24 protein-coding genes are annotated in these 24,986 nt (G+C 69.9%); 11 read left to right on the forward strand and 13 right to left on the reverse strand.

Annotation, left to right across the window (positions count from 1 at the left end; translation table 11 throughout):
• Positions 1-3 precede the first annotated feature (3 nt).
• The gene (locus tag ACZ6DT_RS13620) at positions 4-831 is read left to right on the forward strand and encodes a carbohydrate ABC transporter permease (protein WP_465593483.1); all 828 of its coding nucleotides are present in this window, start codon (positions 4-6) and stop codon (positions 829-831) included.
• A 56-nt stretch (positions 832-887) separates the two neighbouring features.
• Here the strand turns inward: ACZ6DT_RS13620 and ACZ6DT_RS13625 are convergent, their stop codons facing one another.
• From ACZ6DT_RS13625 to ACZ6DT_RS13640, 4 genes are read right to left on the reverse strand one after another with little or no spacing between them, the layout of a single operon-like run.
• Entirely contained in the window at positions 888-2,249 is a 1,362-nt protein-coding gene (locus tag ACZ6DT_RS13625; protein WP_465593486.1) for a GH1 family beta-glucosidase, read from the reverse strand.
• 11 nt (positions 2,250-2,260) lie between these two features.
• Entirely contained in the window at positions 2,261-3,520 is a 1,260-nt protein-coding gene (locus ACZ6DT_RS13630; RefSeq protein WP_465593489.1) for an ABC transporter substrate-binding protein, read from the reverse strand.
• 59 nt (positions 3,521-3,579) lie between these two features.
• Positions 3,580-7,233 carry a BTAD domain-containing putative transcriptional regulator gene (locus tag ACZ6DT_RS13635; protein WP_465593983.1) on the reverse strand — a complete coding sequence of 1,218 codons (3,654 nt, stop codon included), beginning with the start codon at positions 7,231-7,233 and terminating at the stop codon, positions 3,580-3,582.
• Positions 7,234-7,293: 60 nt separating this feature from the next.
• On the reverse strand, positions 7,294-9,342 hold the full coding sequence (locus ACZ6DT_RS13640; protein WP_465593492.1) for a BTAD domain-containing putative transcriptional regulator: 2,049 nt from the start codon (positions 9,340-9,342) through the stop codon (positions 7,294-7,296).
• Between the two features lie 284 nt (positions 9,343-9,626).
• Here ACZ6DT_RS13640 and ACZ6DT_RS13645 point away from each other — a divergent pair, with 284 nt between their 5' ends.
• Together ACZ6DT_RS13645 and ACZ6DT_RS13650 are read left to right on the forward strand one after the other, a co-directional pair.
• On the forward strand, positions 9,627-9,878 hold the full coding sequence (locus tag ACZ6DT_RS13645) for a hypothetical protein (protein ID WP_465593495.1): 252 nt from the start codon (positions 9,627-9,629) through the stop codon (positions 9,876-9,878).
• An 82-nt stretch (positions 9,879-9,960) separates the two neighbouring features.
• Positions 9,961-10,596, forward strand: a complete 636-nt coding sequence (locus ACZ6DT_RS13650) for a helix-turn-helix transcriptional regulator (protein WP_465593498.1) — start codon at positions 9,961-9,963, stop codon at positions 10,594-10,596.
• Between the two features lie 218 nt (positions 10,597-10,814).
• On the opposite strand, the gene ACZ6DT_RS13655 is transcribed toward ACZ6DT_RS13650, so the two are convergent.
• Positions 10,815-11,342: an EF-hand domain-containing protein gene (locus tag ACZ6DT_RS13655; protein WP_465593501.1), complete on the reverse strand. Its 528-nt coding sequence runs from the start codon at positions 11,340-11,342 to the stop codon at positions 10,815-10,817.
• 338 nt (positions 11,343-11,680) lie between these two features.
• Here ACZ6DT_RS13655 and ACZ6DT_RS13660 point away from each other — a divergent pair, with 338 nt between their 5' ends.
• The 3 genes from ACZ6DT_RS13660 (at position 11,681) to ACZ6DT_RS13670 (ending at position 12,685) form a co-directional block, all read left to right on the forward strand.
• Entirely contained in the window at positions 11,681-11,887 is a 207-nt protein-coding gene (locus ACZ6DT_RS13660) for a hypothetical protein (RefSeq protein ID WP_465593504.1), read from the forward strand.
• 78 nt (positions 11,888-11,965) lie between these two features.
• Entirely contained in the window at positions 11,966-12,142 is a 177-nt protein-coding gene (locus ACZ6DT_RS13665) for a CsbD family protein (RefSeq protein ID WP_076157481.1), read from the forward strand.
• Between the two features lie 210 nt (positions 12,143-12,352).
• Positions 12,353-12,685, forward strand: coding sequence for a helix-turn-helix domain-containing protein (locus ACZ6DT_RS13670; RefSeq protein ID WP_037345333.1), 333 nt, complete (start codon positions 12,353-12,355; stop codon positions 12,683-12,685).
• A gap of 4 nt (positions 12,686-12,689) precedes the next feature.
• On the opposite strand, the gene ACZ6DT_RS13675 is transcribed toward ACZ6DT_RS13670, so the two are convergent.
• The 3 genes from ACZ6DT_RS13675 to ACZ6DT_RS13685 are packed head-to-tail and all read right to left on the reverse strand — an operon-like array spanning position 12,690 to position 15,177.
• Positions 12,690-13,280 (reverse strand): ClpP family protease, encoded by a 591-nt coding sequence (locus tag ACZ6DT_RS13675; protein WP_016335566.1) that lies wholly within the window; start codon positions 13,278-13,280, stop codon positions 12,690-12,692.
• The gene (locus tag ACZ6DT_RS13680) at positions 13,277-13,903 is read right to left on the reverse strand and encodes a ClpP family protease (RefSeq protein WP_465593507.1); all 627 of its coding nucleotides are present in this window, start codon (positions 13,901-13,903) and stop codon (positions 13,277-13,279) included. The genes ACZ6DT_RS13675 and ACZ6DT_RS13680 overlap by 4 nt, the downstream gene beginning before the upstream one ends.
• 56 nt (positions 13,904-13,959) lie before the next feature.
• A complete protein-coding gene (locus ACZ6DT_RS13685; RefSeq protein WP_465593510.1) occupies positions 13,960-15,177 on the reverse strand; it encodes a serine/threonine-protein kinase in 1,218 nt (405 codons plus the stop codon).
• Positions 15,178-15,295: 118 nt separating this feature from the next.
• Between ACZ6DT_RS13685 and ACZ6DT_RS13690 the strand changes: the two genes are divergently transcribed.
• The gene (locus ACZ6DT_RS13690; RefSeq protein ID WP_465593513.1) at positions 15,296-16,855 is read left to right on the forward strand and encodes a PucR family transcriptional regulator; all 1,560 of its coding nucleotides are present in this window, start codon (positions 15,296-15,298) and stop codon (positions 16,853-16,855) included.
• Here ACZ6DT_RS13690 and ACZ6DT_RS13695 read toward each other — a convergent pair.
• Genes ACZ6DT_RS13695 through ACZ6DT_RS13705 form a run of 3 tightly spaced genes read right to left on the reverse strand, consistent with a single transcriptional unit; the run spans position 16,843 to position 19,447 of the window.
• Positions 16,843-17,712, reverse strand: a complete 870-nt coding sequence (locus ACZ6DT_RS13695) for a polysaccharide deacetylase family protein (RefSeq protein WP_465593515.1) — start codon at positions 17,710-17,712, stop codon at positions 16,843-16,845. The genes ACZ6DT_RS13690 and ACZ6DT_RS13695 overlap by 13 nt on opposite strands.
• The gene (locus tag ACZ6DT_RS13700; protein WP_465593518.1) at positions 17,709-18,836 is read right to left on the reverse strand and encodes an oxidoreductase; all 1,128 of its coding nucleotides are present in this window, start codon (positions 18,834-18,836) and stop codon (positions 17,709-17,711) included. Before ACZ6DT_RS13700 ends, ACZ6DT_RS13695 begins: the two co-directional genes overlap by 4 nt.
• The gene (locus tag ACZ6DT_RS13705; RefSeq protein WP_465593521.1) at positions 18,833-19,447 is read right to left on the reverse strand and encodes a DUF1989 domain-containing protein; all 615 of its coding nucleotides are present in this window, start codon (positions 19,445-19,447) and stop codon (positions 18,833-18,835) included. Before ACZ6DT_RS13705 ends, ACZ6DT_RS13700 begins: the two co-directional genes overlap by 4 nt.
• 191 nt (positions 19,448-19,638) lie before the next feature.
• On the opposite strand from ACZ6DT_RS13705, the gene ACZ6DT_RS13710 reads away from it, so the two are divergent.
• The 4 genes from ACZ6DT_RS13710 to ACZ6DT_RS13725 all read left to right on the forward strand — a co-directional run bounded on the left by ACZ6DT_RS13710 (position 19,639) and on the right by ACZ6DT_RS13725 (position 22,568).
• A complete protein-coding gene (locus ACZ6DT_RS13710) occupies positions 19,639-20,172 on the forward strand; it encodes a MarR family winged helix-turn-helix transcriptional regulator (protein ID WP_465593524.1) in 534 nt (177 codons plus the stop codon).
• Between the two features lie 80 nt (positions 20,173-20,252).
• Positions 20,253-21,095 carry a hypothetical protein gene (locus ACZ6DT_RS13715; RefSeq protein WP_465593527.1) on the forward strand — a complete coding sequence of 281 codons (843 nt, stop codon included), beginning with the start codon at positions 20,253-20,255 and terminating at the stop codon, positions 21,093-21,095.
• Positions 21,092-22,267: a fumarylacetoacetase gene (fahA, locus tag ACZ6DT_RS13720; protein WP_465593530.1), complete on the forward strand. Its 1,176-nt coding sequence runs from the start codon at positions 21,092-21,094 to the stop codon at positions 22,265-22,267. The genes ACZ6DT_RS13715 and fahA overlap by 4 nt, the downstream gene beginning before the upstream one ends.
• Before the next feature lie 82 nt (positions 22,268-22,349).
• Entirely contained in the window at positions 22,350-22,568 is a 219-nt protein-coding gene (locus ACZ6DT_RS13725) for a hypothetical protein (RefSeq protein WP_465593533.1), read from the forward strand.
• Positions 22,569-22,679: 111 nt separating this feature from the next.
• On the opposite strand, the gene ACZ6DT_RS13730 is transcribed toward ACZ6DT_RS13725, so the two are convergent.
• Both ACZ6DT_RS13730 and ACZ6DT_RS13735 read right to left on the reverse strand, forming a co-directional pair.
• Entirely contained in the window at positions 22,680-23,987 is a 1,308-nt protein-coding gene (locus ACZ6DT_RS13730; RefSeq protein ID WP_465593536.1) for an ABC transporter substrate-binding protein, read from the reverse strand.
• Entirely contained in the window at positions 23,984-24,985 is a 1,002-nt protein-coding gene (locus ACZ6DT_RS13735) for a branched-chain amino acid ABC transporter permease (protein WP_465593539.1), read from the reverse strand. The genes ACZ6DT_RS13730 and ACZ6DT_RS13735 overlap by 4 nt, the downstream gene beginning before the upstream one ends.
• Position 24,986 lies beyond the last annotated feature (1 nt).

Below are 24,986 nucleotides of genomic sequence, written 5' to 3' on the forward strand. Positions count from 1 at the left end.
GGCGTGGCGGCCAGGGAACGGACCGGATTCGTCGCCTACGGGCTGCTGCTCGCCGTCGCCGTCGCGTCGATCTTCCCGCTGTACTGGTCGTTCGTGGTGTCCTCGAAGGACAATTCCGCCCTCGGCGAGACGACTCCGCCGCTGCTGCCCGGCGGAAACCTGGTCGAGAACGTGGGCAAGGTCTTCGGGACCGTCGATTTCTGGCTCGCGATGCAGAACTCGCTGATCGTCGCCGGCACGGTGACCGTGTCGAACGTGCTGCTCTCCAGCATGGCCGGATTCGCCTTCGCACGCCTGCGTTTCCCCGGCCGCGACTCGCTCTTCCTGGTCGTCATCGGCACCGCGATGGTGCCCGCCCAGCTCGGGGTCATCCCGCTCTACCTGGTGGTCGGCGAACTCGGCTGGTACGGGCGGCTGGAGGCGGTGATCGTGCCGGGACTGGTCGGCGCCTTCAGCGTGTTCTGGATGCGGCAGGCGTGCGAGGAGGCGATCCCCGGCGAACTGCTCGACGCCGGCCGCGTCGACGGTTGTTCGACGGTGCGGCTGTTCTGGAATGTCGCCCTGCCCGCCATCCGTCCTCAGGCCGCGGTGCTCGCGATGCTGACGTTCATGACGGCGTGGAACGACTTCTTCTGGCCGTTGATCGTGCTCGACCCCAACGCGCATCCGACCGTCCAGGTGGCGCTGTCGCGGCTGGCCAGCGGTTACTTCACCGACTACTCGCTGATGCTCACCGCTGCCACGATCGGCGTGCTGCCCGTGATCGTGCTGTTCATCGTGCTGGCCAGGAAAGTGGTCGACGGCGTGATGCGGGGCGCGCCCCGGGCGTGATTGGACGGACGACTCACGTGATTTGATGGACGGCGTGAGACAAGCGGTAAGAGCGACTAGAGCCCGTTGCGCGCCACCACGTCCGCGTAGAAGCGGGCGCTGTCCTTAAGCACCCGTTCCTGCGTTTCGAAATCGACGTGCACGAGGCCGAACCGCTGTGTGTACCCCATGGCCCACTCGAAATTGTCCAGCAGCGACCAGGCCATGTAACCGCGGACGTCGGCGCCCTGTTCGATCGCGTCGTGCACGGCGGCGAGGTGCTCGGCGAAGTACCGCACGCGTTTCCCGTCGTGCACGCGCCCGTCGACGACCTCGTCCTCGAACGCGGCGCCGTTCTCGGCGATCACGAGCGGCAGACCGGGACAGTGTTCGCGCAGCCACAGCAGCAGATCGGTGAACGACGACGGCCGCTGCTCCCAGCCGAGCGAGGTCAGCTCGCCGCGCGGTCGCTGGACGTCCATCCCCCGCAGGCCGGGCAGCGGGCAGTTGCTGTCGCCTTCGGGGTCGTCGAGCGGCACGGCGCGGGCGGGCGCGTAGTAGTTGACGCCCAGGACGTCCAGCGGTTGCGCGATGACCTCGAGGTCGCCGTCGGCGATCGCCGGTTCCAGCGTGCCGAGATGCGCCAGATCCGCCAGCAGTTCGGGCGGATAGCCGCGGCCGAGCAGGGGATCGAGGAAGAACCTGTTGTGCAGGAAGTCGAATCGGCGCGCGGCCTCGCGGTGCGCGGCGTCGTCCACATCGGTCAGCACCGGGGCGAAGTTGAGCACGATGGACACTTCCTGCTCGCCGCCACCGGCGCGCAACGCCTGCGCGGCCCGGCCGTGCGCGAGCAGGAGGTTGTGCCCGGCGACCAGCGCCGCGCCCTCGTCTCGGAGTCCCGGCGCGTGGTCGCCGTTGCCGTAGCCGATGAAGGCGGCGCAGAACGGCTCGTTGATCGTGGTCCATTGCCGGACGCGGTCGCCGAGTGCTTTGTGGACGGTCAGCGTGTAGTCGGCGAACCGCTCCGCGAGATCGCGGTTGGGCCAGCCGCCTTCCGCTTGCAGCGCCTCGGGCAGATCCCAGTGATAGAGCGTCACCATCGGGTTGATGCCGTGCTCCAGCACCGTGTCGACAAGGCGATCGTAGAAGGCGAGGCCGCGGGGTTCGCTCGTGCGGCCGTCCGGCATGACCCGCGACCACGCGACGGAGAAGCGGTAGTAGGGCACGCCGAGTTCGGTCAGCAGGCCGATGTCCTCGCGATAGCGCCGGTAGTGGTCGCAGGCCGGTTCGCCGGTGGCGCCGTCGAGCACCCGGCCGGGCCGTGCGGTGAAAGTGTCCCAAATGGACGGTCCGCGGCCGTCGGCCGTCGTCGAACCCTCGATCTGGTACGCCGCCGTCGCCGTGCCCCAGCGGAACCCGGCCGGAAACCCGCGTGTCACGCCGCCCTCGCTCATTTGGCGGCCGCGGCGCGGCCCTCCGTCGAAGCCTGGTTCCAGGCCTCGTCGAGCGATTGCCTTCCCTCTTCGACGCGGCCGAGCGCGTGCCCGTACACGGGCCGCACCTCGCCGTCACGCAGCCCGCGGTAGTTCGGTCGCAGCGCTTCGGCGGAGGCGGCGAAGATCTTGCCGATCGGCGCGTCCCCGAAGTACTTGCTGGTGTGGGAGAGCACGGCGCTGTCCTGGTAGGCGCCGAGCGCGCTCGGCAGCAGGCCGCTTTCCAGGAAGATCCGTTTCTGCTGTTCGGGCGCGGTGAGCCAGACGGCAAGGTCGTAGGCCTCCTTGCGGTGCGCGCCCTGCTTCGGGACGGTCAGGAACGAACCGCCCCAGTTGCCCGCCTTGCCGGGAACCGAGGTGACGTCCCATTTGCCCGCCAATTCCGGTCCGCCCGCCTCTTCGATCTGGGTGAGCATCCACGCGGGACAGGTGATGGCGGCGAACCGGCTCTGCTTGATCGCCACCGTCCACGGCTGCGTGAACGTGGTGACCGCCGCCGTCTCCTTCTTCATCGCCATCCCACCTGCCAGCTCGAAAGCCTTGCGCACGTTGGGGTTCCTGTCCGCGACGAAGGTGTCGTCCTTGGCGAAGTAGTTCTCCTCCGCCTGGTTGAGCATCGCCGTGTAGATCGTGCCCGCCGAGTCGGCGAATTTGACGTCGTCCGGCGCCTTGGCGCTGAACCGCTCCCCGGTTTCGGCGAACTTCTCCCAGCTCGGCCACAGCGCGGCCACCTGATCGCGGTCGGTCGGCAGGCCGGCGTTCGCGAACAGGTCGCGGCGGTAGCAGAGGGCGAGGCTGCCCATGTCGGTGCCGAGGCCCATCACCAACTTTCCGCCGTCCGCGGTGCCCTGGTCCCATTTCCAGGCAGGCCAATTCGCCCGGAGGCCCTGCGCGCCGAATTCGGACAGATCGGTGAACTTGTCCGTGGATTGACGGAACTTGGGAAGGTACTGTTCCTCGATCGCGACGACGTCCGCGCTGCCGCGTCCGGCGCCGAGGCCGGTGGCGAGTTGCCGGTGGTGCGTCTCGAAGTCGGCCACCCGGTCCTCGACGGTGATGCCCGGATGCGCCTTCTCGTAGTCGTCGAAGAGTTTCTCGTACCCGAATTCGCCGAAGGTGGCGACGGTGAGCTTGATCGGGGCGCCGGATTCCGGCTCGCCCGAACAGCCGGTGAGCAGCAGCACGAAGGCCGTCAAGCCGGCCAGCACGCGGATCATGGTTCTCCTCGGTCGTACGGTGATGATGGCCTTCACGCGAGCCGTCTGTGTTATCGCCTTCACGCGAGCCGTCTGGGCAGCTGATCGCCGACGGTCAGCCGGGAATCCGCGTGCAGTTTGGTCAGCACCCTGGACACCAGCGACTGCACCGTCCTCCTCGGCAGGCTCAGCTCCGCGGCGATCTCGGGATTGGACAGTTTCGCCGCCACCAGCCGCGCGACCCGCAGTTCCAGCGGCGACAGCGCGCCGCTGTGCCGGGGTCCGCGCTCGGCGCGGCTCAGCACCCCGTAGCGGCGCAGCCGGTTTTCCGCCCGGCGGATGCTCCAGGCGGCGCCGACCGGCCCGAGCACCTCGCACGCCTCGGTGAGCGAGCGGGTGGCCGCCTCGAGGTAACCGGCGCGGCCGAGCAGTTCGGCGGCGTCCTCCAGCGCGGCGGCGAGCTCGATCGGCCGGCCGGCCTCGCGGTAATGATCGGCCGCGGCCAGCATGCCTTCGGGATCGCCGTCGATCAGCGCCCGGCATCGGGCGACGGCCGCGGTCGCCCTGGCGGGCACGGTCTCCTGGCTCGCCTCCTCGGCGCAGACGGCGAGCGCTTCCCGCGCGACGGCGTCGTTCCCGGCCGCGAGCGCGACGCGGACGACGTCGGGGAGCCATTGGTGGCGCAGCATCATCCTGGCGTAGTCGGGACGCAGCACCGGTGCGATCAACGTCAGCGCGTCGTCGAGTCCGCCGCGCTGTTCGGCGGCCATCGCCTGGGCCGCGAGGTAGAAGTCGCAGCTCTCCCGCTCGGACGAGTTCGACGGCGAATGCGCCTCGGCGGCTTCCAGATGGGCGCGGACCGAGACGCGTTCGCCCCGGTGGCCCGCGATGAGGGCGGCGACCCCGTGCAGCAACAGCGCGGCGGCGCCCGGCTCGCGCACCCCGTAGAAGGTGATCGCCGGGCCGTCTTCGGTGACCGAGTCCAGTTCGGCCAGTGCCTCGTCCCAGCGGCCGGTCCAGTAATAGTGCACGGCCGCCGAGACCTGCGGGCCGGTCGGCAGTCCGTGCCGGGCCGCCGTCTCGTACCCGGCGTGCAGCGTGGCGTCGGCCTCGTCGAGCCGGTCGAGGTTCTGCAGGGTGAAGAGGCGGTTGTCGAGCAGGTCGAAACGCAGGGTCGCCAGCTCGGCCTGATCACCGGTGGTCTCGAGCGCGGAGTCGATCGCGGTCAGCGCCCGGTCGTGCTCGCGGCGGATCGAATGCACGAGCCACAGCGTCTGCTGCGCGTGCGCGGCGGGATAGCGTTCGCCCGCTTCGACGGCTTCGGCGTGCAGGCCCCGGGCGATCCGTTCGGTCTCGTCGAGATCGTCGAGGGTGCCGCGCCGGAAGTTGGCGAGCAGGGTTCGGGTGCTGGTGCGCCACAGTTCCGGTATCGACGGGTCGTCCGCGGTGTCGGCGAGTGCCTCGATCGCGCCGGGCGTGTCGCCCCGGCGGTAGCGCAGCGCGGCGAGGAAATGCCGCATCTGCGCCAGATCCGCCTTGTCTTCGACCGTCTTCACCGCCTGCTCGGCTTCGGCCTCCGGTGCCTGTTCGAGGCGGAACAGCACCCGCACCAGCGCGGCGATCAGCGTCCCCCGCTGTTCGCGGGTGGGCACCCCGCCGTCGAGCGCGCCGCGGAGGAGATCGGCCGCGATATGCGGGGCGCGGTTGGACACCGCGACGTGGTTGGCGGTGAGCCAGCCCGCCAGCCACGGGTCGAACGGCACCGGCCCGGCCGCCAGCTGCTCGGCGACCCGTTTGATCGGCGCGCCCGCCCGCGCGAGCGACTCGGCGGCGCGCCGGTGCAGTGCGGCGCGGACCGGTTCGGCGATGCCGCCGTAGAGCGCCTGCCGCTGGAACGGATGGTGGAAGGCGAGTTTGTCGCCGGCGTACTCGATCACGCCCGCGGTGGTGGCCGGTTCCAGCTCCCGCAGGACCTCCAGCGGGCTCCTGCCCGCCAGTGTGGCGAGGTCCTCGACGGCGAATTCCGCACCCAGCAGCGAGGCGGTGCGCAGGATCTCGGTCGTGGCCGGGTCGAGGCATTCCAGCGTGCGGGCCACCGCCGCGAGCAGCGACCGGGGCGCGTTCTCGGTGCCGTCCAGCGTCACCTCGGCCACGCCCGCCTTGATCAGCAGAGCGCCGGTGCGCATCAGGTCGTGCGCGATTTCCCTGGCGTAGAGCGGGTTCCCGGCCGCGCGCCGGACCAGTGGGCGCAGGCTCGGCCCCAGCTTCGCCCCGAGTACCACCTCGAACACGGCGGCGATCTCGTCGTCGGTCAGCACCTCGACCGGCATGATCTCGCCGTCCCTCGCCTCGACCCCGCGACGCAGCCGGGCCAGGTCCGGGCGGCCGTGCCCGGTGCGCGTGGCGGCGACCAGCAGCAACGGCAGCTGGCGGCTGGCGGCGGCCAGCCGCTGCCACAGCAGCACACTGGCCTCGTCCGCCCAGTGGAGGTCGTCGATCACCAGCACCAGCGGGCCGGCCGCGCAGGTGTCGTCGACCAGTGCCAGCAGCTTGTCCACAGTGGACAGGATCGGGTCGGCGGGGCCCCAGTTCCCGTGCGCGGGCTCGGCGTGCAGCTCACCGGCCAGCTTGTCCTTGGCCGGATCCGCCGCGCCGTGGTGCACGCCGAGGCATTCCATGATCACCTGCAGCGGGAACCGTTGCTGGAGTTCGTCCGCCGCGGTCCAGGCGAGCTGGCAACCGCGGGCCGCGGCACCCGACAGCCCGGCGATCAACAGCTCCGATTTGCCGATGCCCGGTTCGCCTTCGAGCCAGACGGGACGCCCGCGGCCGGCGAGCACGTCGGTGACGAACCCGTCCAGCCGTTCGACCTGCCGGGTCCGGCCGGGCAGGTGGCTCTGGCCGCCGCGTTCGATCGCCTTGGCCACCGGCGGCGGCACGACCCGCACCGGGGGTGATTTCGAGTCGGTGACAGGCTTTTCAGTGCCGCTCAGGATGCGCTGGTGCAGGTCACGCAGCGGGGCTCCGGGTTCCACGCCGAGCTCGTCCCGGAGTATTCGCCTGGCCTCGCGGTAGGCGGCGAGAGCCTCGATCTGGCGTCCGCTGGCGTGCAGGGCACGCATGAGCGTCTCGTGCAGCGACTCGCGCAACGGATGTCGCCGCACCAGCGCGGTCAGCTCGGCCACCAGTTCACGGTGGTCACCGAGGCCGAGCAGCGCCGTGGCGCGCAGTTCGGTGCTGGTCAGCTGGAGTTCGGTGAGCCGGACGCGTTCCGCTTCGGCGAACGGACCCGGTACGCCGGAATAGGCCTCGCCGCGCCAGAGCCCGAGCGCCGTGGTGAGCCGCGCGGCCGCGCCACGCCGGTCGGCGTGGGCGAGCAGCCTCCTCGCCGCGGCGGCGTCCTGTTCGAACCGGTGGACGTCGAGCGACTCCCGGTCGAGCCGCAGCACGTAATTCGACCCGGACGAACGCAGCACCTCGTGCGCGTCGCCACCGGCCTTGCGGATCGCCCCGCGCAGACCGGAGACGTAGGTGTGAACACTGCCGGTGGCGCTGGCGGGCGCCGAGTAGCCCCAGACGTCCGAGATCAGCTCGCCGAGCGAGATCGCCTGTCCGCGGCGGGCGGCCAGGGTGGCGAAGACCGCGCGCTGACGGGCGGGCCCGAGCTTCAGTTCGACCTCGTCGAGCCAGGCACGAGGCGGCCCGAGCAGCTCGACGCGCAGCCCGTTCGTCACGCCGGCTCCATTTCTCGTCATGCACCGAAAGTGGCCGGATCACTACTGTGTCCCCGCAGTTTAGGACGTCCTCGGCGCGGTTCGGTCGCGCACCCGGGCGAGCGCGTGCAGCGGTGTGCACCAGGGCTGGGCGGGTGCGGCGTCCGTTTCGGGCAGCAGCAGCGCGGCGAGTTCGCCTGCCAGGTCCTGATGCTGTTCCTCGGTGAGATTCCGTTGGCGCGAAAGCAGATGGAGCAGTTCGACGGCGGGACCGTTGGGCAGCGCGCGAACGTTGTCGAGCACCCATCGCGGGATCCAGGGTGCTGTCAGTTCGTCACCGGACTGGAGCAGTTGCTCGGCGACGCGGTCCTCGGGCGCGCCGGAAGCCGCCATGGTCGCGGCGATCTCCTGGTGCAGTACGGCGCGGATGGCGGGCGGGGTGTTCGCGGCGAAGACCGAGGCCACCAGCGGAACACGGAACCGCAGGCGTTCTCCCTCGGATTCCAGCACACACGCGGCGAGCGCCTCTTCGACCGCTTCGCTGAGCGACGTCGGTTCGCGACCGGTGACGTCGGCAAGATCGGTGATCGTGAACGACGAGCCGAGCAACGCGGCCGAATGCAACGTTCGCTTGCACGCCGAGGAAAGCGTGGCGAGCTGGGCTTCCACCATGGAGGCGATCCGGCTGTGCGGCGCGGTGGTCGTCTCCCGGCCGTCCGCGAACTCGGCGAACAGTTCGCACAGGTAGCCGACGTTCCCGGCGGTGTACTCGGCGGCGAAGCCGAGGAAGTCCCGGCCGGGATCCCTGGCCAGTGTCTCTTCGGCGAGCGCGGCGACGGCCCGGGCGTCGAACGGCGGCAGCGAGACGATCTCACCGTCGAGGCGGGAGCGGAGGACGTCGAGCGGGTGGCGCCGGGGGAGCGGGCGCGCCGAGCCGATCAGCAGCAGCGGCAACCGCGCGGTGAGCCGGTGCAGCCGCTGCCAGGCGAGCAGGCTTTCCTCGTCGGCCCAGTGCAGATCTTCGAAGACGAGCACTCGCGGCCCGTCTTCGCACAGTTCGGTGACCGTTTTGCCGAGATCGTCGAGTGCCTCACCGCCGAGGCTGTCGGCGATGAGGTTCAGCGGGACCGCGCTGGTCAGTTCGTCGGCCGTGACCCAGCGCGTGCGGCTGGCCGCCGAGGCGAGGGCCTCCGACAGGAGCGTGCTCTTGCCGCTGCCCGCCTCGCCGTCCAGCCAGATCGTCCCGCCGCGGCCTTCGGTCAGCAGGGCGGACAGGTGCCGTCGCAGCCGGGCGAGTTCGAACTGGCGGCCGACGAAGATGGACGGCCGTCCGGGCAGCGTCGTCGTCGGCCGGTGCCGTTCGTCGCGGTGGTGCAGCGACGGATCGTCGTCCAGGACTCGCTGCCGCAGGGACAGCAGCTCCGGGCCCGGTTCGAGTCCGGACTGCTCGACGATCGTCTCGCGGGCGCGGTCGAACGCGGCCAGCGCCTCGGCCTGCCTGCCCGCCCGGAACAACGCGGTGACCAGCATGCGGTGCAGGCCTTCGCGCAGCGGATGGCGCTCGACCAGCACCGTGAGCTCGCCCACTAGTTCGCGGTAGCCGCCAAGGTGCAGCGCGACCTCGGCCTGGCGTTCGAGCGCGCTCATGCGCAGTTCGTCCAGCCGGGTGCGCTGGGTCTCGGCGAACGGGCCGGGGATCCCGTCCAGCGCTGACCCCCGCCACTGCCCGAGCGCGGAGCGCAGCGATTCCAGCTCCCGCTGACGCGCGCCGGTGAGCCGATGTGCGCGGGCGCGTTCCAGCTCGGCTTCGAAGACATGGACGTCGACCTGCTGCCTCGGCAGGTCGAGGCGGTAGCCGGCCCGGGTGGCGACGAGCGGTCCGCCCACCGGCTCCAACGCGCGGCGCAACGCGGAGATGTGGGTGTACACGATGCCGGTGGCGCTGTCCGGGGGCCGCTCACCCCAGACGGCGTCGATGATCTCCCGGCGGGAGACGAACTGACCGGCGTGCAGGGCGAGTGTGGCGAAGACCGCTTGCCGCTGAGCGGGCCCGAGGGCGATCTCGCCGGCGTCGGACCGGGCCGGGGGACCGCCCAGTAGCCGCACCGTCAGCGAGGAAACCTCGTCCATGACCTGCCGCCTGTGCGTCCGACTACCGAAAAAGGTCCTGCTCAGCGGAAAGCCTAGTGGCGCCGATGTGGGTTTCGCAATCAATCGGGCGGCCACCGTGTGGGTTTCGGCTGCCGGGCATTTACCGTTCTCGAATTTCGCCAATCTTGGACTGTCGGATGTCCGTTCATGTGCTTTTCACGGCCTGGACAGGTGACGGGCGAGCGGGCAGACCCGGACGTTCGCAGGGGCAAAGTGCCGTCCGGCGCTGGTGGAGGACATGCGCGGCTGTGCATGCTGTGCCGGTGAGTCAGGATCAGGAGCTGTTCGCCGGAGATGTCCTGCTCGGTCTCGCCCAGAACGGCAGGCTGGTGCTCGACGCCGACGAGGCCGAAGCGCGTATCACCGAGCTTCGGCGCACGCTGGCCTTCGGTCACGCCCTGCTCGCCGACCCGGACTACACCGGACCCGAGGCCAGGCTCCGCGAAATCCTCGACGAGCTGCCGAAGTACGTCCAGGCGTTTCAGCTGGCCACGAAGTCCTTCACGCCTCGTTGAGAACTCGTGGAGACTTCGTGAAGAGTTCCTTCGCAGACTGTGTCCCATCCGACTGGGGCCGCGGACAAGCGGAGGGGACGAAGTGGACACGGAAACCCGACAGATCACCGTGGCGGTGCACGCGCCCGACCCGATCACCACGGCGGGCGTGGCCAGCCAGCTGAGCACGCAGCAGGGGATCGGCATCCGGGACTGGGAGCGGCGCGCCGAGACCGACGTACTGGTGTTCGCCACCGAACGGCTGACGCCCGAGACCGTGCTCTGGTTGCGGCGGCTCGCCGCCGAGGACGGCAAACCGGTGGTGCTCGTGGTGAGCCAGATCGGCGAGGAGGAACTCGTACCCGCCATCGAATGCCGGGTGGTGGCGGTGCTGCCGCGTTCGGCCACGACCGGCGAACGGCTGGCGCACGCCGTCCGGGCCGCGGCCACCGGCGGTGGCGTACTCCCGCCGAGCCTGCTCGGCGAGCTGCTCAAACACGTCGAACGGCTCCAGCGCGAGGTGCTCGACCCGATGGGCGTCAACACCGCCGGGCTCACCACGCGGGAGATCGACGTGCTGCGGCTGATGGCCGAGGGTAAGGACACCGTCGAAATCGCCGGCGAGCTCAGCTACTCCGAACGCAGCGTGAAGCACATCATCCAGGGCATCACCGGACGGCTGAAGCTGAAGAACCGGCCGCACGCCGTCGCGTACGCGGTGCGGGCCGGGGTCATCTAAGGCCCTTACCTTCGTCAGCTGACGTGATTCGCGTGTCTGGAGACCGAACTCGTGTGATTGAAGACGGAACACGCGTGTTTGGCGAGCGAACACGTGTGTTCCGGCTGGAGACACGTGAGTTCCGGCTTCAAGCACGCGTCTTGCGGCGCCGTGCCGGTCCGGCGTTCGGTGACGACGGCCGGTTCGAGCGCGGGACACCGGCCCGAAAGCCGCGACGGTCAGGCCGCGAGTGGTCCGAAGACCAGGGTGCCCGGCGCCTCGGCGTCGTCACCTGCCCAGAACTCCAGCCACAGCGCGGCGAACTCGTCCCGGGACAGCATTCCGTCGCCGTCGGAATCCAGCAGCGGGAAGGTGGCTTCGGTGTCGGTGGGGCGGCCGTTCCACACTTCGATCAACTGGTGATATTCCGCCGCGGAGATCAGGTCGTCGCGGTTCTCGTCGACAGCCTCGAACATCGCGTCGGCGGTCGCGGTCACGGCCTCGGGCGTGTCCGGCAGCTGGTCCACCACCAGCAGGACCTCGTCGAGAGTCACCTTGTCGTCGCGGTTCAGATCCGAGGCCGCCAGCAACGTCGTCCACCAGCTCAGCATGATGCCGGTCAGGCGGCGCTCATCACCCGGCCCGCGCCGCCGCGCCCAGCGTTCGGCCAGCGCCTGGAAGTCCCGCTCCTGAAGGAAACCGTCGCCGTCGGCGTCCATCGCGGCGAAGACGCCCGAAATCTTGCGTCGTTGCAAGTCGCTAGCCATGCGTCCGAACGATAGAACCGGGCGCAGTAAGGCACATCGGCCATTCAGGGGCACGACGGGCCACGATCGGGGGAAGGCGAGGCCGAACGCCATTCGCGGCCGCTCATGCCCGGACCGCGTCGACATCGAAACTGCACCGGACGACGACGGTAAGTAAATGTGGTGGTAATGGCGAGGCAATTGCCGCGAGAAAGATGATCGATCCGCGTATTCGGGGAATCGAAATATGCGCCGCTGTGAATCGCGGAGCCGACAGGCGCGGCACACGCGGAACAAGTATCGCCGTACGCTGAACAGGGCCGAAAGTTCGTATAACGACCTACACCCGGAGGTGGCGGATGACAGCCGACATCGAGCGGGCGGCGCACGCCTACTGCCCCGTCTGCAACCCGGATCCCGGCATCGGCGAACGGGTCACCGCGCTCTGCGGGGCCGCCCATCCCTACTGGGGCCGTCGCGAACGGCCGGTGAACAACTGCCCGTCGTGCGAGGCCGTCGTCGCGAAGACGATGTACCCGTGCGGCCATACGGGTGGCGAGAGATGAGGGCCACAGTGAATACGCCGTTTCCGGAAGCGAAATCCGGGTACTCCGGAGGCAGCGGACAACGAAGGGAGGCCCTAGATGAACGACAAGGCCGAGAACAAGGTCGAAGAACTCAAGGGCAAGGCCAAGGAAGCCGTCGGGGACGCCACGGACAACGAGCAGTGGCAGGCCGAAGGCAAGGCTGAGCAGGGCAAAGCCAACGTCAAGCAGGCCGGCGAGAAGATCAAGGACGCCGTGAAGGGCGTCCGCGACTGACCTGCGGGCTGCTAGCGCGTGAAGGCCTCCTTCCCTCCGGCTCAGCCGAGGGAAGGAGGCCTTCACGCTGCGGTACCGTCCGGATCACGGACTTCCGGGATTTCGACGGCATCAAGGTGTCGCCCGGTCTAACGTCCTTCGCTGCCGGGCTCGGTTTCGCCTTGAGCGGAACGGCGTACGCGCGGCCCGGCGCGATGTCACGATGATCGTATGGCGGACATCCTCCCTTTCCAGCAGAAGCGCCCCGAACCGGAGCCGCTGTGGCGTGACGTCCTGGGCCGGAGCCTGCGCGCCGCCAGGGAGGAACAGGGCGGCCGCCTCGTCGACGTCGCGGAACGTGCCGGGATCTCGCCGCAATACCTCTCCGAAATCGAGCGCGGCCGCAAGGAACCGTCCAGCGAGATGATCGCCGCGGTCACCGGCGCCCTCGGACTCGATTTGGCGGACCTGCTCTTCGGTATCGCGGGCACGATCAGCCGGGGCGGCAGCACGGGCCTCGCGGTCGGCCGCCGCCCGCGAGGGCCCGTGCTCATGGCAGCTTGAGGCGCTAAGCACGTTCGTCGAGGACGCGGTCCGCGAGTCCGTAGGCGACGGCGCCCGCCGCGTCGAACACGCGGTCCCGGTCGGTGTCGTGCCGGAGATCCGAAACGGCACGGCCGGTGTGCGCGGAAAGGATCTCCTCCAGCTGCGTCCGCACCCGCACGACCTCGTCCGCTTGCAGGATGAGGTCCGGGATGGTGCCGCGACCCTGTGCGGCGGGCTGGTGCAGCACCACCCGGGTGTGGGGCAGCACGAACCGGTGCCCCGCCTCACCCGCGGCCAGCAGGATCGCGCCGGCCGCGACCGCCTGGCCGACACAGGTCGTCGCCACCGGCGCCTTGATGAAGCGCATCGTGTCGTACAGCGCGAGCATCGCCGACGGGTCGCCGCCCTCGGTGTTGATGTAGAGGTTGATCTCCTGCTCGGGGTTGTCCGCCTCCAGGTACAGCAGTTGCGTGATGAGGGCGTTCGCCACGCCGGAGTCGATCGCGGTCCCGAGATAGATGATCCGCTCGGACAGCAGATGCGAGTAGACGTCCATGATCCGCTCGCCGGCGGGACTGCGGGAGATGACGTTGGGGATGGTGTAGGTGCTCATGCGCCCGCACCCCTTTCCGTGCCGAGGCCGAGTTTGTGCGTGCGGACGGGGACGACCTGGTCGAGGCTCTCGACGATGTGGTCGATGAAGCCGTATTCGCGCGCCTGCTCGGTGGTGAACCAGCGATCGTGGAGGGAATCGGTGAAGAGCCGGTCGATGGGCTGCCCGGTGTCGTCGGCGATGAGGCCCAGCACCGTGTCCCGCGTGTAGCGGAGGTCGTCCGCCTGCACCTCCACCTCGACGGCCGAACCGCCGATACCCGCCGAACCCTGGTGCATCAGGATCCGCGCGTGCGGCAACGCGAACCGTTTACCCGGGGTGCCCGCGGAAAGCAGGAACTGCCCGGCACTGCACGCCAGCCCCAGCGCGAGGGTGGCGACGTCGCATGGCACGAGCCGCATCACGTCGCGGATGGCCAGCATCGAAGGGACCGAACCACCCGGCGAGTGGATCCACAACGCGATGTCCTTACGGGGATCCTCGCTCGCCAGTGACAGCAGCTGGGTGGTGAGGACCGTGCCGTTGTCGTCGTCGAGCGCGCCGTCGAGGACCAGTACACGCTGGCTGAAGAACCGTTCCCGGAGCCGTTGGTCGAAGAGTGGCTGTTTCTCGTAGTCGGTCATGCCCCGACCATGCCGCCGGGACGCGGGCGTCCGCCGGTTTCTCTGCTCTGAGCGGATCAGCCCACAGCAGGACGCTTGGCCGGGACCAACCAGACGACGCCCGCCAGGACGACGGCGAAGACGAGAACGAGGACATCGAGGGTGAGACCCGGCTGAACAGGAAGGCCGAGGTGATCCCGATCGTCGCCGAGGAAAGTCAGCAGACCCAGCGAGAGGAGCGTCAGCAGCGCGGAGACGCTGAGCATGAGCTGCCCCGCCCGGACCTTGGCGAGCAGGCTCGCGCCACCCGCCACCGCGGCCACGCCGGCGAGGACCAAGCAGATGTCTCCCAAAGAGATCAACGGATGCAAGAACTCGAAGAAGTAATACGCCTGATGCACCAGCATCGCGTTCGCGAGCAGTGCGAAGCCGAGCACCATGCCCGCCACCCCCGCCAGGACCGCGAACACGGAGGGCGTGGTCAGTCCGGGGCGCGGCGGCGCGGGCGGGATCGGCACGGGGGTTTCGATCCCGTTCGCGGCCTGGGCCAGCAGTGGGAGCGCGTGATCCGGCAGCATGCGCGCTTGCGGCGCCTTCGCCAGCAGCCCGCGGAGGACGTCCGCGAGCGGCCCGAACGTCCGGTCGAAGGACGGCTGCTCGTTGACGACGGCGTACAGCGTGGCCGCGACGTTCGCCCGTTGGAAAAAGTTCCTGCCCTCGCTCGCGCTGAGCAGGGTCACGCCGAGCGACCAGAGATCCGAGTAGGGAGTGCCTTCGTGTCCCGCGATCGTTTCGGGGGCGAGGAAGGCCGGGGTACCTGTCGGGTCGAGGGCCTTGGCGATCCCGAAGCCGGTCAGTTTCACCGCGCCGTCGGGCCCCACCAGGATGTTCGCGGGCCGCACGTCCCCGTGCACGATGCCCGCCGTATGCGCGGCGGCGAGCGCGCCGAGCACCCTTCCGCCGATTTCGGCCACGAACCTTGGCCGCATCGGACCCGAAGCCACCAGCTCCTCGAAGGTCCGTGCGTCCACCAGGTCCATCACGAGGAACGCCGTCCCGTCCGCCACCACGACATCGTGGACGGGCACCACCGACGGATGATCCACGACGACGCGGGCTTCTCGCTGGAGCCGCTCCACGAGGGCGGGCTCGTGGGTGGGAAGCGGCAGTTCCTTGATCGCGACCTGGCGGCCGTCCGGCCCGTCCTCGCCACGCCACAGCACGGCCGTCCCATCGCGACCCAGCTCCTCGAGCAGGGTGTAGCGCTCGGCGATCGTGCGTGAAACTGCCGTCACAGTGGCTCTCCTCGAAATTCCGCAGGGTCTTCGAGGCACGCTAACCAGCGCTCATGACAAAACGATGAAATGGCCGTTCATCCATTGAGGACGTACGCGGCTGGATATATTCACAGTCATGCTGACCCTGGTGGCCCTGGTCGACGACCCGGATCTCGAACTGCGGGTGGTCGTCCCCGGCCGCGACGGGGCGCTGACCGAGCAGGTGCTGTGGGTGCACAACACCGAGCTGCCCGATCCCGGTCCGTATGTGCGCGAGCACGAGGTCGTGCTGACCAACGGCCTGTGGCTGGACCGAGTCACCCCGGCGGAGTTCGTCGCACGAGTGGTCGGTGCCGGAGCGGCGGGGCTCATCTTCGGGCTGCGCGTGGAGCAACGCGACACCCCTCCGGAGCTCGCCGAGGCGTGCCGGGAAGCGGGGTTGCCGCTGCTGGAGATCTCGGTGGCGGTGCCGTTCACGGCGGTCACCCGCGCGGCGGCGGCGATCCAGGCCACGGACCGGCAGAACGCGCTGATGTCGCTGGTACGCCGAGGGGACGAGCTGACCTCGGCGCTGTCGAGGGGTGCGGGCACGTCCGGGGTGCTCGCGGTTCTCCGCCGTGAGCACGAACTGCCGTTGGCGGTCGTGGACCGGATGGGCCGGGAGCTGGCGTCCGCCGGCGCCGAACTGGACGCCGGCCAGTCGCGTGCCGCGGCGGAGGCCTTGGCCGGGCATCCGCCGCCGCTGGAGGCGGACCTCGGCGCGGGGACGCGGGCGGCGTTGTTCCCGGTGGGCGCGATCGGCGACGCGGACGCGGCGCTGCTGTGCCTGCGTCCCATGGCCGACCTGACGCGCGAGGAGCGGGACGCGCTGGAGCAGACCGCCCGCTACCTCAGCCTGGAGGTGGCCCGGCATCAGGCGGTGCAGGCGATCGAGATGCGGTTCGCCGTCGAACTGCTGGACATGGTGCTCTCCGGCGCGCAACGCGTCGCGGAGGTGCCCGGCAGGTTGCGTGCCTTCGGCGTCGACCCGGACGGGCCGCTGGCGGTGATCGCGCTGGCGTTCGCGGGTGACGACGCCGCGACCCCGCCGGGGATGGCGGAGGCCGTGACGGACTTCCTGCTGGCGGACGGGCTGCCCGCGGTCGTGGCGGCGGGCAGCCAGGACGTCGTCGCGGTGCTGCCGTTCCGGTCGGGAAGGCAGTCGCCCGCCGCGTTCGCGCCCCGGCTGGCGGCGGCGGTGTCGCACCGCCTCGACGGCGGGCGGGTGGTCGTCGGGCTCGCCGATCCCGTGTCCGGAGCGGCCGGACTGCGTGTGCCGTTGTCGCGCAGCCGCGAAGCCTGCCGCGTGCTCCGCGGCAGGCGTGGCGGGCCGGTGGCGGCGAGCTTCGCCGAGCTGGGCAGCTACCGGCTGCTGCTCGAGTCGCACGACGAGCAGTGGCGGCACACCTTCGCCGACGCCCTGCTCGGCCCGCTGCGCGAGCACGACCGCGTCCGCGACGGCGACCTGGAAACGACCCTCCGGGCGTTCCTCGATCACGACGGCCAGTGGGCGGCCACCGCCGCGGCGCTGTACGTGCACGTCAACACCTTGCGCAACCGGCTGGCCAAGGTCACCGAGCTGACCGGCCGTGACGTCGGGAGGACCGCCGACAGGGTCGACCTGTTCCTGGCGCTGGAGGCGGCTCAGTCCGGATAGACCGCCGGATCGATTTCGAGGCGCCGCAACGGTTCCACGGGCAAGGCGGGGTCGGCCAGCGCCGCGGCCGCCACGTCCCGGCACCGCGCGAACCGCACGTCGCCGAGGCCGAGCCCGAACTCGATGAGCGAACGCACCGCGGCCAGTCGTCCCGGCCTGCCTGACAGGAACGGATGCAGGCACAGGTTGAACAGGCAGCGATAGCGGCGCATCGCGTCCAGTTCCGCGCGCCACATCTCCAAAACCCGCACCGGGGAGGTGATCACCGAACCGATGTGCGGCGCGGGAAGGAACGCGTACTGCTCCCAGTCGTCGAGCGACCAGTGCACCGGCAGCTCCGCGATCCGGCCCGCCCCGGTGTCGATCAGGTACGGCCGGTCGTCGGCCATCAGCGACGAGTCGTAGCTCAACCCGTACTCGGCCACCAGCGCCGGAGTGTCCCAAGTGGACTCCCAGCCCGCCGCGCGATGCCCGCTGATCTCGATGCCCTGCGCGGCGAAGACCGCCATGCCCCGTTCGAAATCGGCGCGCTGCTCCGCGGCGGTCATCGCGGTCGGCGGCCGGTGGCTGTAGGAGTGGTGGGCCACCTCGTGCCCGCGCTCCACGATCGCCGCGGCGAGGCCGGGCCGCTGTTCGGCGACCCAGCCCGGTACGAAGAACGTCGCGGGCACGGCCAGTTCGTCGAGCAGGTCGAGGATGCGCGGCACCCCGACCCGGGGCCCGTACGCCTGGTGGGACATGGTCGAGAGGTGGTCGGCGTAGCCCCGCCCGCGCGCGAGGATCGGGGACTCCGCGTCCACGTCGAAGGTCAGGGTCGCCACCGCGGCCGCGCCGCCGTGCCAGCTTGGTTCCGTCACGCTTGCCGACTCTCCCGCCAGCGGCGCGCGTTCGCCACCGTGACCGTCGGGGAGACCATCGCCCGGTCGAACTCGGCCAAGGGTTCCGCCGCGGCGACGCGGGCGGGCAGATCGGGGTTGGCCAGCGCGCCGTGCCCGAGTGAGAGCAGGTCGGCGTGCCCGCCGACGAGGACCTCGTGCGCTTGGGTGAGGTCGTGCATCCCACCGTTGGCGATCACCGGCAGCCCGGTGACCTGCCGGGCGAATGCGGTGATGGTGCCGCCGTCGGCCAGCTTCGCCGTTTCGAGCCAGTTCCGGCCCTCGCTGGCGATGTGGAGATATTGCGCGCCCGCCTCGGCGACCGCGGCGAAGATCACCTCGGCGTCGTCCCGGCCGCCGGGCCAGCGGTAGGTGAAGTCGTTGACCTTCGTCTGCGACAACCGCACACCGGTCACCAGTTCGGGCACGGCCTCGGCGACGGCGGTCACGACACGGGCGGTCAGCCGGATCCGGTTCGCGACCGGTCCGCCGTAGGAGTCGGTGCGGTGGTTGGTGTAGCCGGTGAGGAACTGGTCGAGCAGATAACCGTTGGCCGCGTGCACCTCGACGCCGTCGAACCCGGCCTGGCGGGCACGCGCGGCCGCGGCCGCGAAGCCGTCGACGACGTCGTCGATCTCGGCGGTGGTCAGCTCACGGGGGACCGGCCACGGACCGGAGCCGCCGTACGCGCGCATCATCTCCCCGCGCGGCTGGACGGCCGAAGGAGCGACGGTGTGGTCTCGATGCGGATTTCCCTGGGAGATCGCCCCAGCGTGCATGAGCTGGGCGATCATCCGGCCGCCCGCCGCGCGTACTCCGGCGGTGACCACCCGCCAGCCCGCGACGTGCTCGTCCCGCGCGAGGCCCGGCTGGTTGAGGTAGCCCTGGCTGGCCGCGCTGTCGGGGTAGGTGCCCTCGCTGAAGACCAGTCCGAAGCCGCCGCGGGCGAATTCGGCGTAGTAGTCGGCCATCTCGCCGGTCGGGGTGCCGTCCGGGCTCGCCGAGACGCGGGTCATGGGGGCGACGGCGTACCGGTTGCGCAGCGCGAGGCCGCCGAGCGTGGTCGGGGCCAGCGCGGGATGGGCGTGTTCGACGGTCGTGGTCATGACGGGTTTCCTCCATTGTGGATGGTTTCGATGGCGAGCGGGGTGAGCCCGGCGTCGCTGATGCGCACGAGATCCTGCGGGCAGGCGGAGACCACGACGACGCAGTCCATCTCGGCGCGCAGGGTCACCGCGTCGCCGGGCCGCGAGTTCGCGGTCAGCCAGTTCAGGCGTCCGCCCTCGCCGACCGGGATACGCATGAAGACGTTGATCGGCTGCGGCGTCGGGCCCGTGAAGCTCAGGCCGGCCTCGTCCAGCGCCTCACGCAGGTTCGCGGCGCAGGACCGGTGACCCGGAGCGCCGAGCGCGGCGTACCGGGCGGGGTCGCAGGCCGGGATGAGCATGTCGTGCTCACCGGGTGAGGTGTCTTCGACCAGGGTCAGGATCGGGCGGCGCAGGTCGGTCAGGAAGGACTCGCCGACCGCGGGGAACAGCCGGTCGACCCCGGCGCGGGTGTGCGCCGCACTGTGGTGCTCGATCAGTTCGGCCCCGGTGTCGGTGAACGCGAACACGTCGCCGACCTGGCCCCCTTCGACGTCGACCACCCGGACGAGGTCTCCGGCGGCCACCCGGACGGCCTTGGCGGTGCCCGGTGGGACTTGCGTTCTGCTCATGCCACTAGCAAACCGGTGAGCGGGGGTTGCTCGCCATGGAGAAACCTCCATGGTTGCAAGTGACGGATGGAGAAATCTCCAGGTGAATGACTGTTCCTCGCTCGTCCATCGTCGACCAACGAGCTGGTCCGGAGCTTTCACAGATAGTTTCGACTTTGACCATTTTCGCGAAGCAGGGTTAGTGTTCGGCGATGGAAGACGTGGACGCGGCCGGGTTCGACTTCTGGTCGTTCGTGGCGCTGGCGAACCGGCGGCTCGCGCAGGAGTACGGCTTCCGGCACCAGTTGGCGACCGAGGTGCTACTGACCCTCAATCGCGCCTCCGACCTGGTGACCTACGACCTCGAAGCCGCGGTGCACCGGCCACGCGGCCGGTCGTGGTCGGCGTTCCGGCTGCTGTTCGTGGTCTGGCTCGCCGGGCCGCTCGAACCGACCGGCGCGGCCCGGCTGACCGGGATGAGCCGGGCGGCGGTGTCGAATCTGGTCAAGACGCTGGTCGCGGAGGGGATGCTCCACCGGGTCCCCGACGAGCGCGACGGCCGTTCGGTGCAGTTGTCGCTGACCGAGGCAGGGCACGAGGAGATGGTCTCGGTCTTCCGCGAGCACAACGAGCGCGAATTCGGCTGGACGAACGCGTTGACCGAGACCGAACAGCGCATCCTCGTCATGCTGCTGGGCAAGCTGATCACGAGCCGCGCCGAGTTCGGCACGCGAAGCCGCAAGTAGGCCTTCCCGTCGCGAAGACGACCGGACTACCCTGCCCGAAGGGTAGTCAAAGTGTGAACTAAATCGGCGAGGAGGAGACCATGGTGGACGGCGGACGGATTCCCGCGCTCTTCGCCGGGCTGTGCGACGACGCCGCGGTGTTCCCGCCGGGGCTGGCGCCGCTGCCGGACGCCGTCGCGGCGCACGACGAGCACATCTCCGCCTGGTACGCCGACCTCGTCGGGCCGCTGGTGGTCGCCGCCACTGCCCTCGGCGCCCTCGCCGAAGTCCTGGGTGATCGGGAGACCCCGCTGCCGGTCTCGGTGACCCTGCCAGGTGGGCCCGCCCAGCTCGACGGTGTGCTCGAAGCCGTCGCCTCGCTGCCGGTGAACCTCGACGCGCTCGAGATCGCAGTCCCGGAGGGAAGGGGACCGGAAGAGGTGCTCGCCGCGCTTTCCGGCGCCACCGCACCGGTTTTCGTCGAGATCCCGCGTGACGACCGGCGTCTCCCGCTGTTGACCGCCCTCTCCGGCACCGGCCACCGCGCGAAGTTCCGCACCGGTGGCGTCCGGGCCGACCTGTACCCCGGCGAAGCCGAACTCGCCGCCGCGGTCCGGGCGGCCGTCGGGGCGGGCGTTCCGTTCAAGGCCACCGCCGGGTTGCACCACGCCCTGCGCAACACCGATCCGGAGACCGGCTTCGAACAGCACGGCTTCCTCAACCTGATACTCGCCACCGACGCCGTCCTCACCGATGGTGACGCCGAGGCCGTTCTCGCCGAACGAGACGGCGCCGTCATCGCCGGACGGCTTCCGGCACTGGACGCGGATCGCGTCGCCGCCGTCCGCGCGGCGTTCACGTCGTTCGGCACCTGCAGCATCACCGACCCCCTGACCGAACTGGCCGGACTCGGCCTGCTCGAGGCACCCCGAGGAGAGGCATGACCACGATCGACATCCCCGCAGGCTCGCTGTTCGGGATCGACAACCTGCCGTACGGCGTGTTCTCCGTCGAGGGGGATTCCCCGCGCGTCGGCGTGCGCGTCGGTGACTCCGTTCTCGATCTGGCCACGGCGCTCGGCGAAGACGTCTTTGCCGCGCCGTCGCTGAATCCGTTCATGGCGCAGGGATACGACCGCTGGGTGGCGGTCCGGGAGCGGATCCGCGACCTGGTCAGCGGCGAAGTCCCCGACGGCGCGGTCCATCCCGTCGAACGGGTGACCCTCCACCTGCCGATCGAGGTCGCGGACTACGTCGACTTCTACGCCTCCGAGCAGCACGCCTCGAACGTCGGCAGGTTGTTCCGTCCGGACGCGGAACCGTTGCTGCCCAACTGGAAGCACCTCCCGGTCGGTTACCACGGGCGGTCCGGCACGGTCCTGGTCTCCGGTACGGACATCGTGCGCCCCAGCGGCCAGCGCAAGGCTCACGCCGACGCGGCGCCGGTGTTCGGTCCGAGCACGCGGCTGGACATCGAGGCCGAGATGGGCTTCGTCGTCGGCACCGGAACCCCGCTGAACACCCCGATCACCCCGGAGGCCTTCCCCCGCCACGTTTTCGGCGCCGTCCTGCTCAACGACTGGTCGGCCCGCGACATCCAGGCGTGGGAATACGTCCCGCTGGGCCCGCACCTCGGCAAGAGCTTCGCGACGTCGATCTCCCCTTGGGTGGTGCCGATCCTGGCACTGGAGGCCGCGCGGATCCCGCTGCCAGGCCAGACGGATCCGGAGCCGCTGCCGTACCTGCGGGAGAGCGACCCGTGGGGCCTCGACATCGACCTGGTCATCGAATGGAACGGCGAAGAGGTCAGCCGCCCGCCCTTCCGCGAGATGTACTGGTCGCCGGCGCAGATGCTCGCCCACCTGACGGTCAACGGCGCGTCGTCGCGCACGGGCGACCTCTACGGCTCCGGCACGATCTCCGGACCGGAGAAACACCAGCGCGGCGCGTTCCTCGAATTGTCCTGGGGTGGCAAGGAACCGCTCACGGTCAAGGGGGAGGAGCGCACCTTCCTGCTGGACGGCGACGAGGTCGTGATCACCGGGACCGCGCCCGGTGCGAACGGCTCGCGGATCGGGTTCGGCGAGGTGCGGGGACGGGTGCTACCCGCGAAGTGAGCTGAAGGTGCGTCGTCCTGTTGCGCTCTCGCGGCCGCAACAGGAAACCACTGCCGCACACCGCCTCAGGACGAGATCCTGGATGGGCCGGACCTCCCGGCACTCGTTCCCGGAAGGCGGACGCACCGTGAAACTCGTAGTCAGCGTGCTCGGCTTGGCCAAGTTCTTGTTCTGGCTCATAGCGATCGTCGTCGTGTGCGGCTTCGTCGCCGGCGCCGGTAGCGTCGGCGACGTTCACCCGGCGTCGTCCGACCGGCGTGCTGTTGTGCAGCCGACCTCCGGTTCCCCCTTCCCCCGTTAGCCGCGTGTCAGGAAGGCAGCGGTGCGAGCCGCACTCGAGGTCGCCACCCGGCGTCGTGAGGAAACCGTCGAGCGACTGGTCGTCGGTGGCAGAACGTGCCACAGCCAACGCTCAGTCACCTGGAATCCCGTTCGGCGGCGGCGCGTCGTTCGCCGCCGAGTCGTCCGCCTTGATGGGCGCGTCGCCGAGATCGGTCACCAGCACCGGCGTCAGATCCTTGCCGGCGCCGCCCTTGAGTTCGACCACCGACATACCGGAGATGCCCAGGTGGCTGTCGCCGGAGTAGCGGAACGGAGCCAATCCCGGTCCCTCGAACGTCTTGCCGGACTGCTGGATCACCTCGACGAGGCGCTCGCGCGTCAGGTCCTTTCCGGCCGCCTGCAACGTTTGGACGAACGTGTACGCCTGCGCCATCCCGTAGATGCGGTAGTTCGTCAGGTCGCCGCCCTTGCCGTGCGCCTTCCAGATGTTCTGCCACAGCTTGGTCCACGCGTTGTCCGGCGCGTCGACACCCGGCAGGTACTCGGTGGTGACCACGCCGTCGATGAGTGACGCGCCGTTGGTCACCTTGCCTTCGGAGAACCGCGCGAGCAGTGAGCCGACGAGCGCGGGATCGGAGCCGACGTTGCTGTAGAACCACTTCGGCTTGAACCCGATCTTCAGCGAAGCCAGCTGTGAAAGCGCGGTGTACGACGGAACGGTGAAGCCCAGCACCAGATCCACGCCCGCGGCCTTGAGTTTTGCGATCTGCGGCGCGATGTCGGTGTTGCCAGGGGAGTACTTCGCGACCTCCACGATCTGGTCGCCGAGATAACGCCGGGCGCCCTTCTCGCCGTCACGGCCGAAGTCGTCGTCCTGGAGGAACAGGCCGATCTTGGCGTTCGGCAGGTTCTTCCGCACCCAGTCGCCGACGATCTTGCCTTCGATCTCGTAGTCCGGCTGCCAGCCGAAGGTGACCGGCGCCTTCTTCGGATCGTCGCCCCAGCGCAGCGAACCCGACGACACGAACAGGTCCGGCACCTTCGAGGTGTTCAGGAACTCGACGACGGCGCTGTGCGTCGGCGTGCCGAGGCCGCCGACCATCGCGAAGATCTCGTCCTTGAGCACCAGTTCGTTGGTGACGGCGCTGGTGTTGGTCGGGTTGTAGCCGTCGTCCTTCACCACGAACTCGATCTTGCGGCCGTTGACGCCGCCGTTCGCGTTCACGTAGTCGTAGTAGGCCTGGTGCCCGCTCGGAATCTCGCTGTAGCCCGGCGCGGCGACGCCGGTCAGCGGGAAATGCGCGCCGATCTTGATGGTCGTGTCGGTGACGCCGACCGTCGAGCCCTTCTGTTCGCCCTCGGGTCTGCCGCCCGCGCCGCAGGCGGCGGTGACCGTGACGGCCAGGAAGACGGCCACGGCCCTGGTCCAGCGTTTCATGAACTTCTCCTCAAGTGGACGAGTTTCCGCAGCCCGCCGGCGAGACCGGCGGGGGCGAGCAGCACGATCAGGACGGTGACCAGGCCGTAGATCAACGGCGCCAGATGCGCGGCCTGCACGTCGGACAGGCCGAGATCCGTCCCCGCATCGGTCACCAGCGGTGGCAGGAAGGTCAGCAGCGCGGCCCCGGCGAGCGCTCCGGTGAGGCTGCCGAGACCGCCGAGCACCACCGCGGACACCAGCAGCAGCGACAACGTCAGCGCGAACCCGCTCGGCGCCGCGAGCCGTGCCGACAACGCCATCAGCGCTCCGGCCAGCCCCGCGCATCCCGAGCTGACGACGAACGCCCGCACCCGCGTGCGGCCGAGGTCGATCCCGGCCAGTTCGGCGGCCACGTCCTCGTCGCGCACCGCCCGCCAATCACGTCCGACCCGGCCGCGGGACAGGTTCGCCAGCAGTACGAACACGAGGATCACCGCGAGCCACGAAAGATAGGCGAGATAACGGATCGACGTGAGATCCTGGCCGGTGACGAAGTACGCGGCGTCGGCCAGCCGGCCGGGTATCTCCGGCATGCGCACGGGCAAGCCCTGCTCGCCGCCGAGCGCTTCGCCGAAGAACAACGGGATCCCAGGTACGGCGACAGCGAGCGCGAGCGTCGCCCCCGCGAGATACGGCCCGTGCAGCCTGGCCGCGGCGACCCCCACGAGCGCCCCGACGGCGAGCGTGATCACCATCGCCAGCAGCAGGATCACCGGCAGCGGCAAGATCGCCGACTTCAGCAGGAGCGCCGTCGAATACGCGCCGACGGCCATCAACGCGCCATGCCCGAGCGAGAGTTGCCCGTTGAGTCCGGTCAGGACGGTCAGGCCGCCCGCGGCGATCGCGAGGTACGCCATCGTGGTGAATTGCGCGGTGAGGAACGGTCCGGAGTTCTCCAGGACGAGTACGACGACGACCAGCGCGGCGAGCGCGCCCGGCAGATGACCGCGCAGCACG

The sequence above is a fragment of the Amycolatopsis sp. NPDC041971 genome (assembly GCF_055588925.1).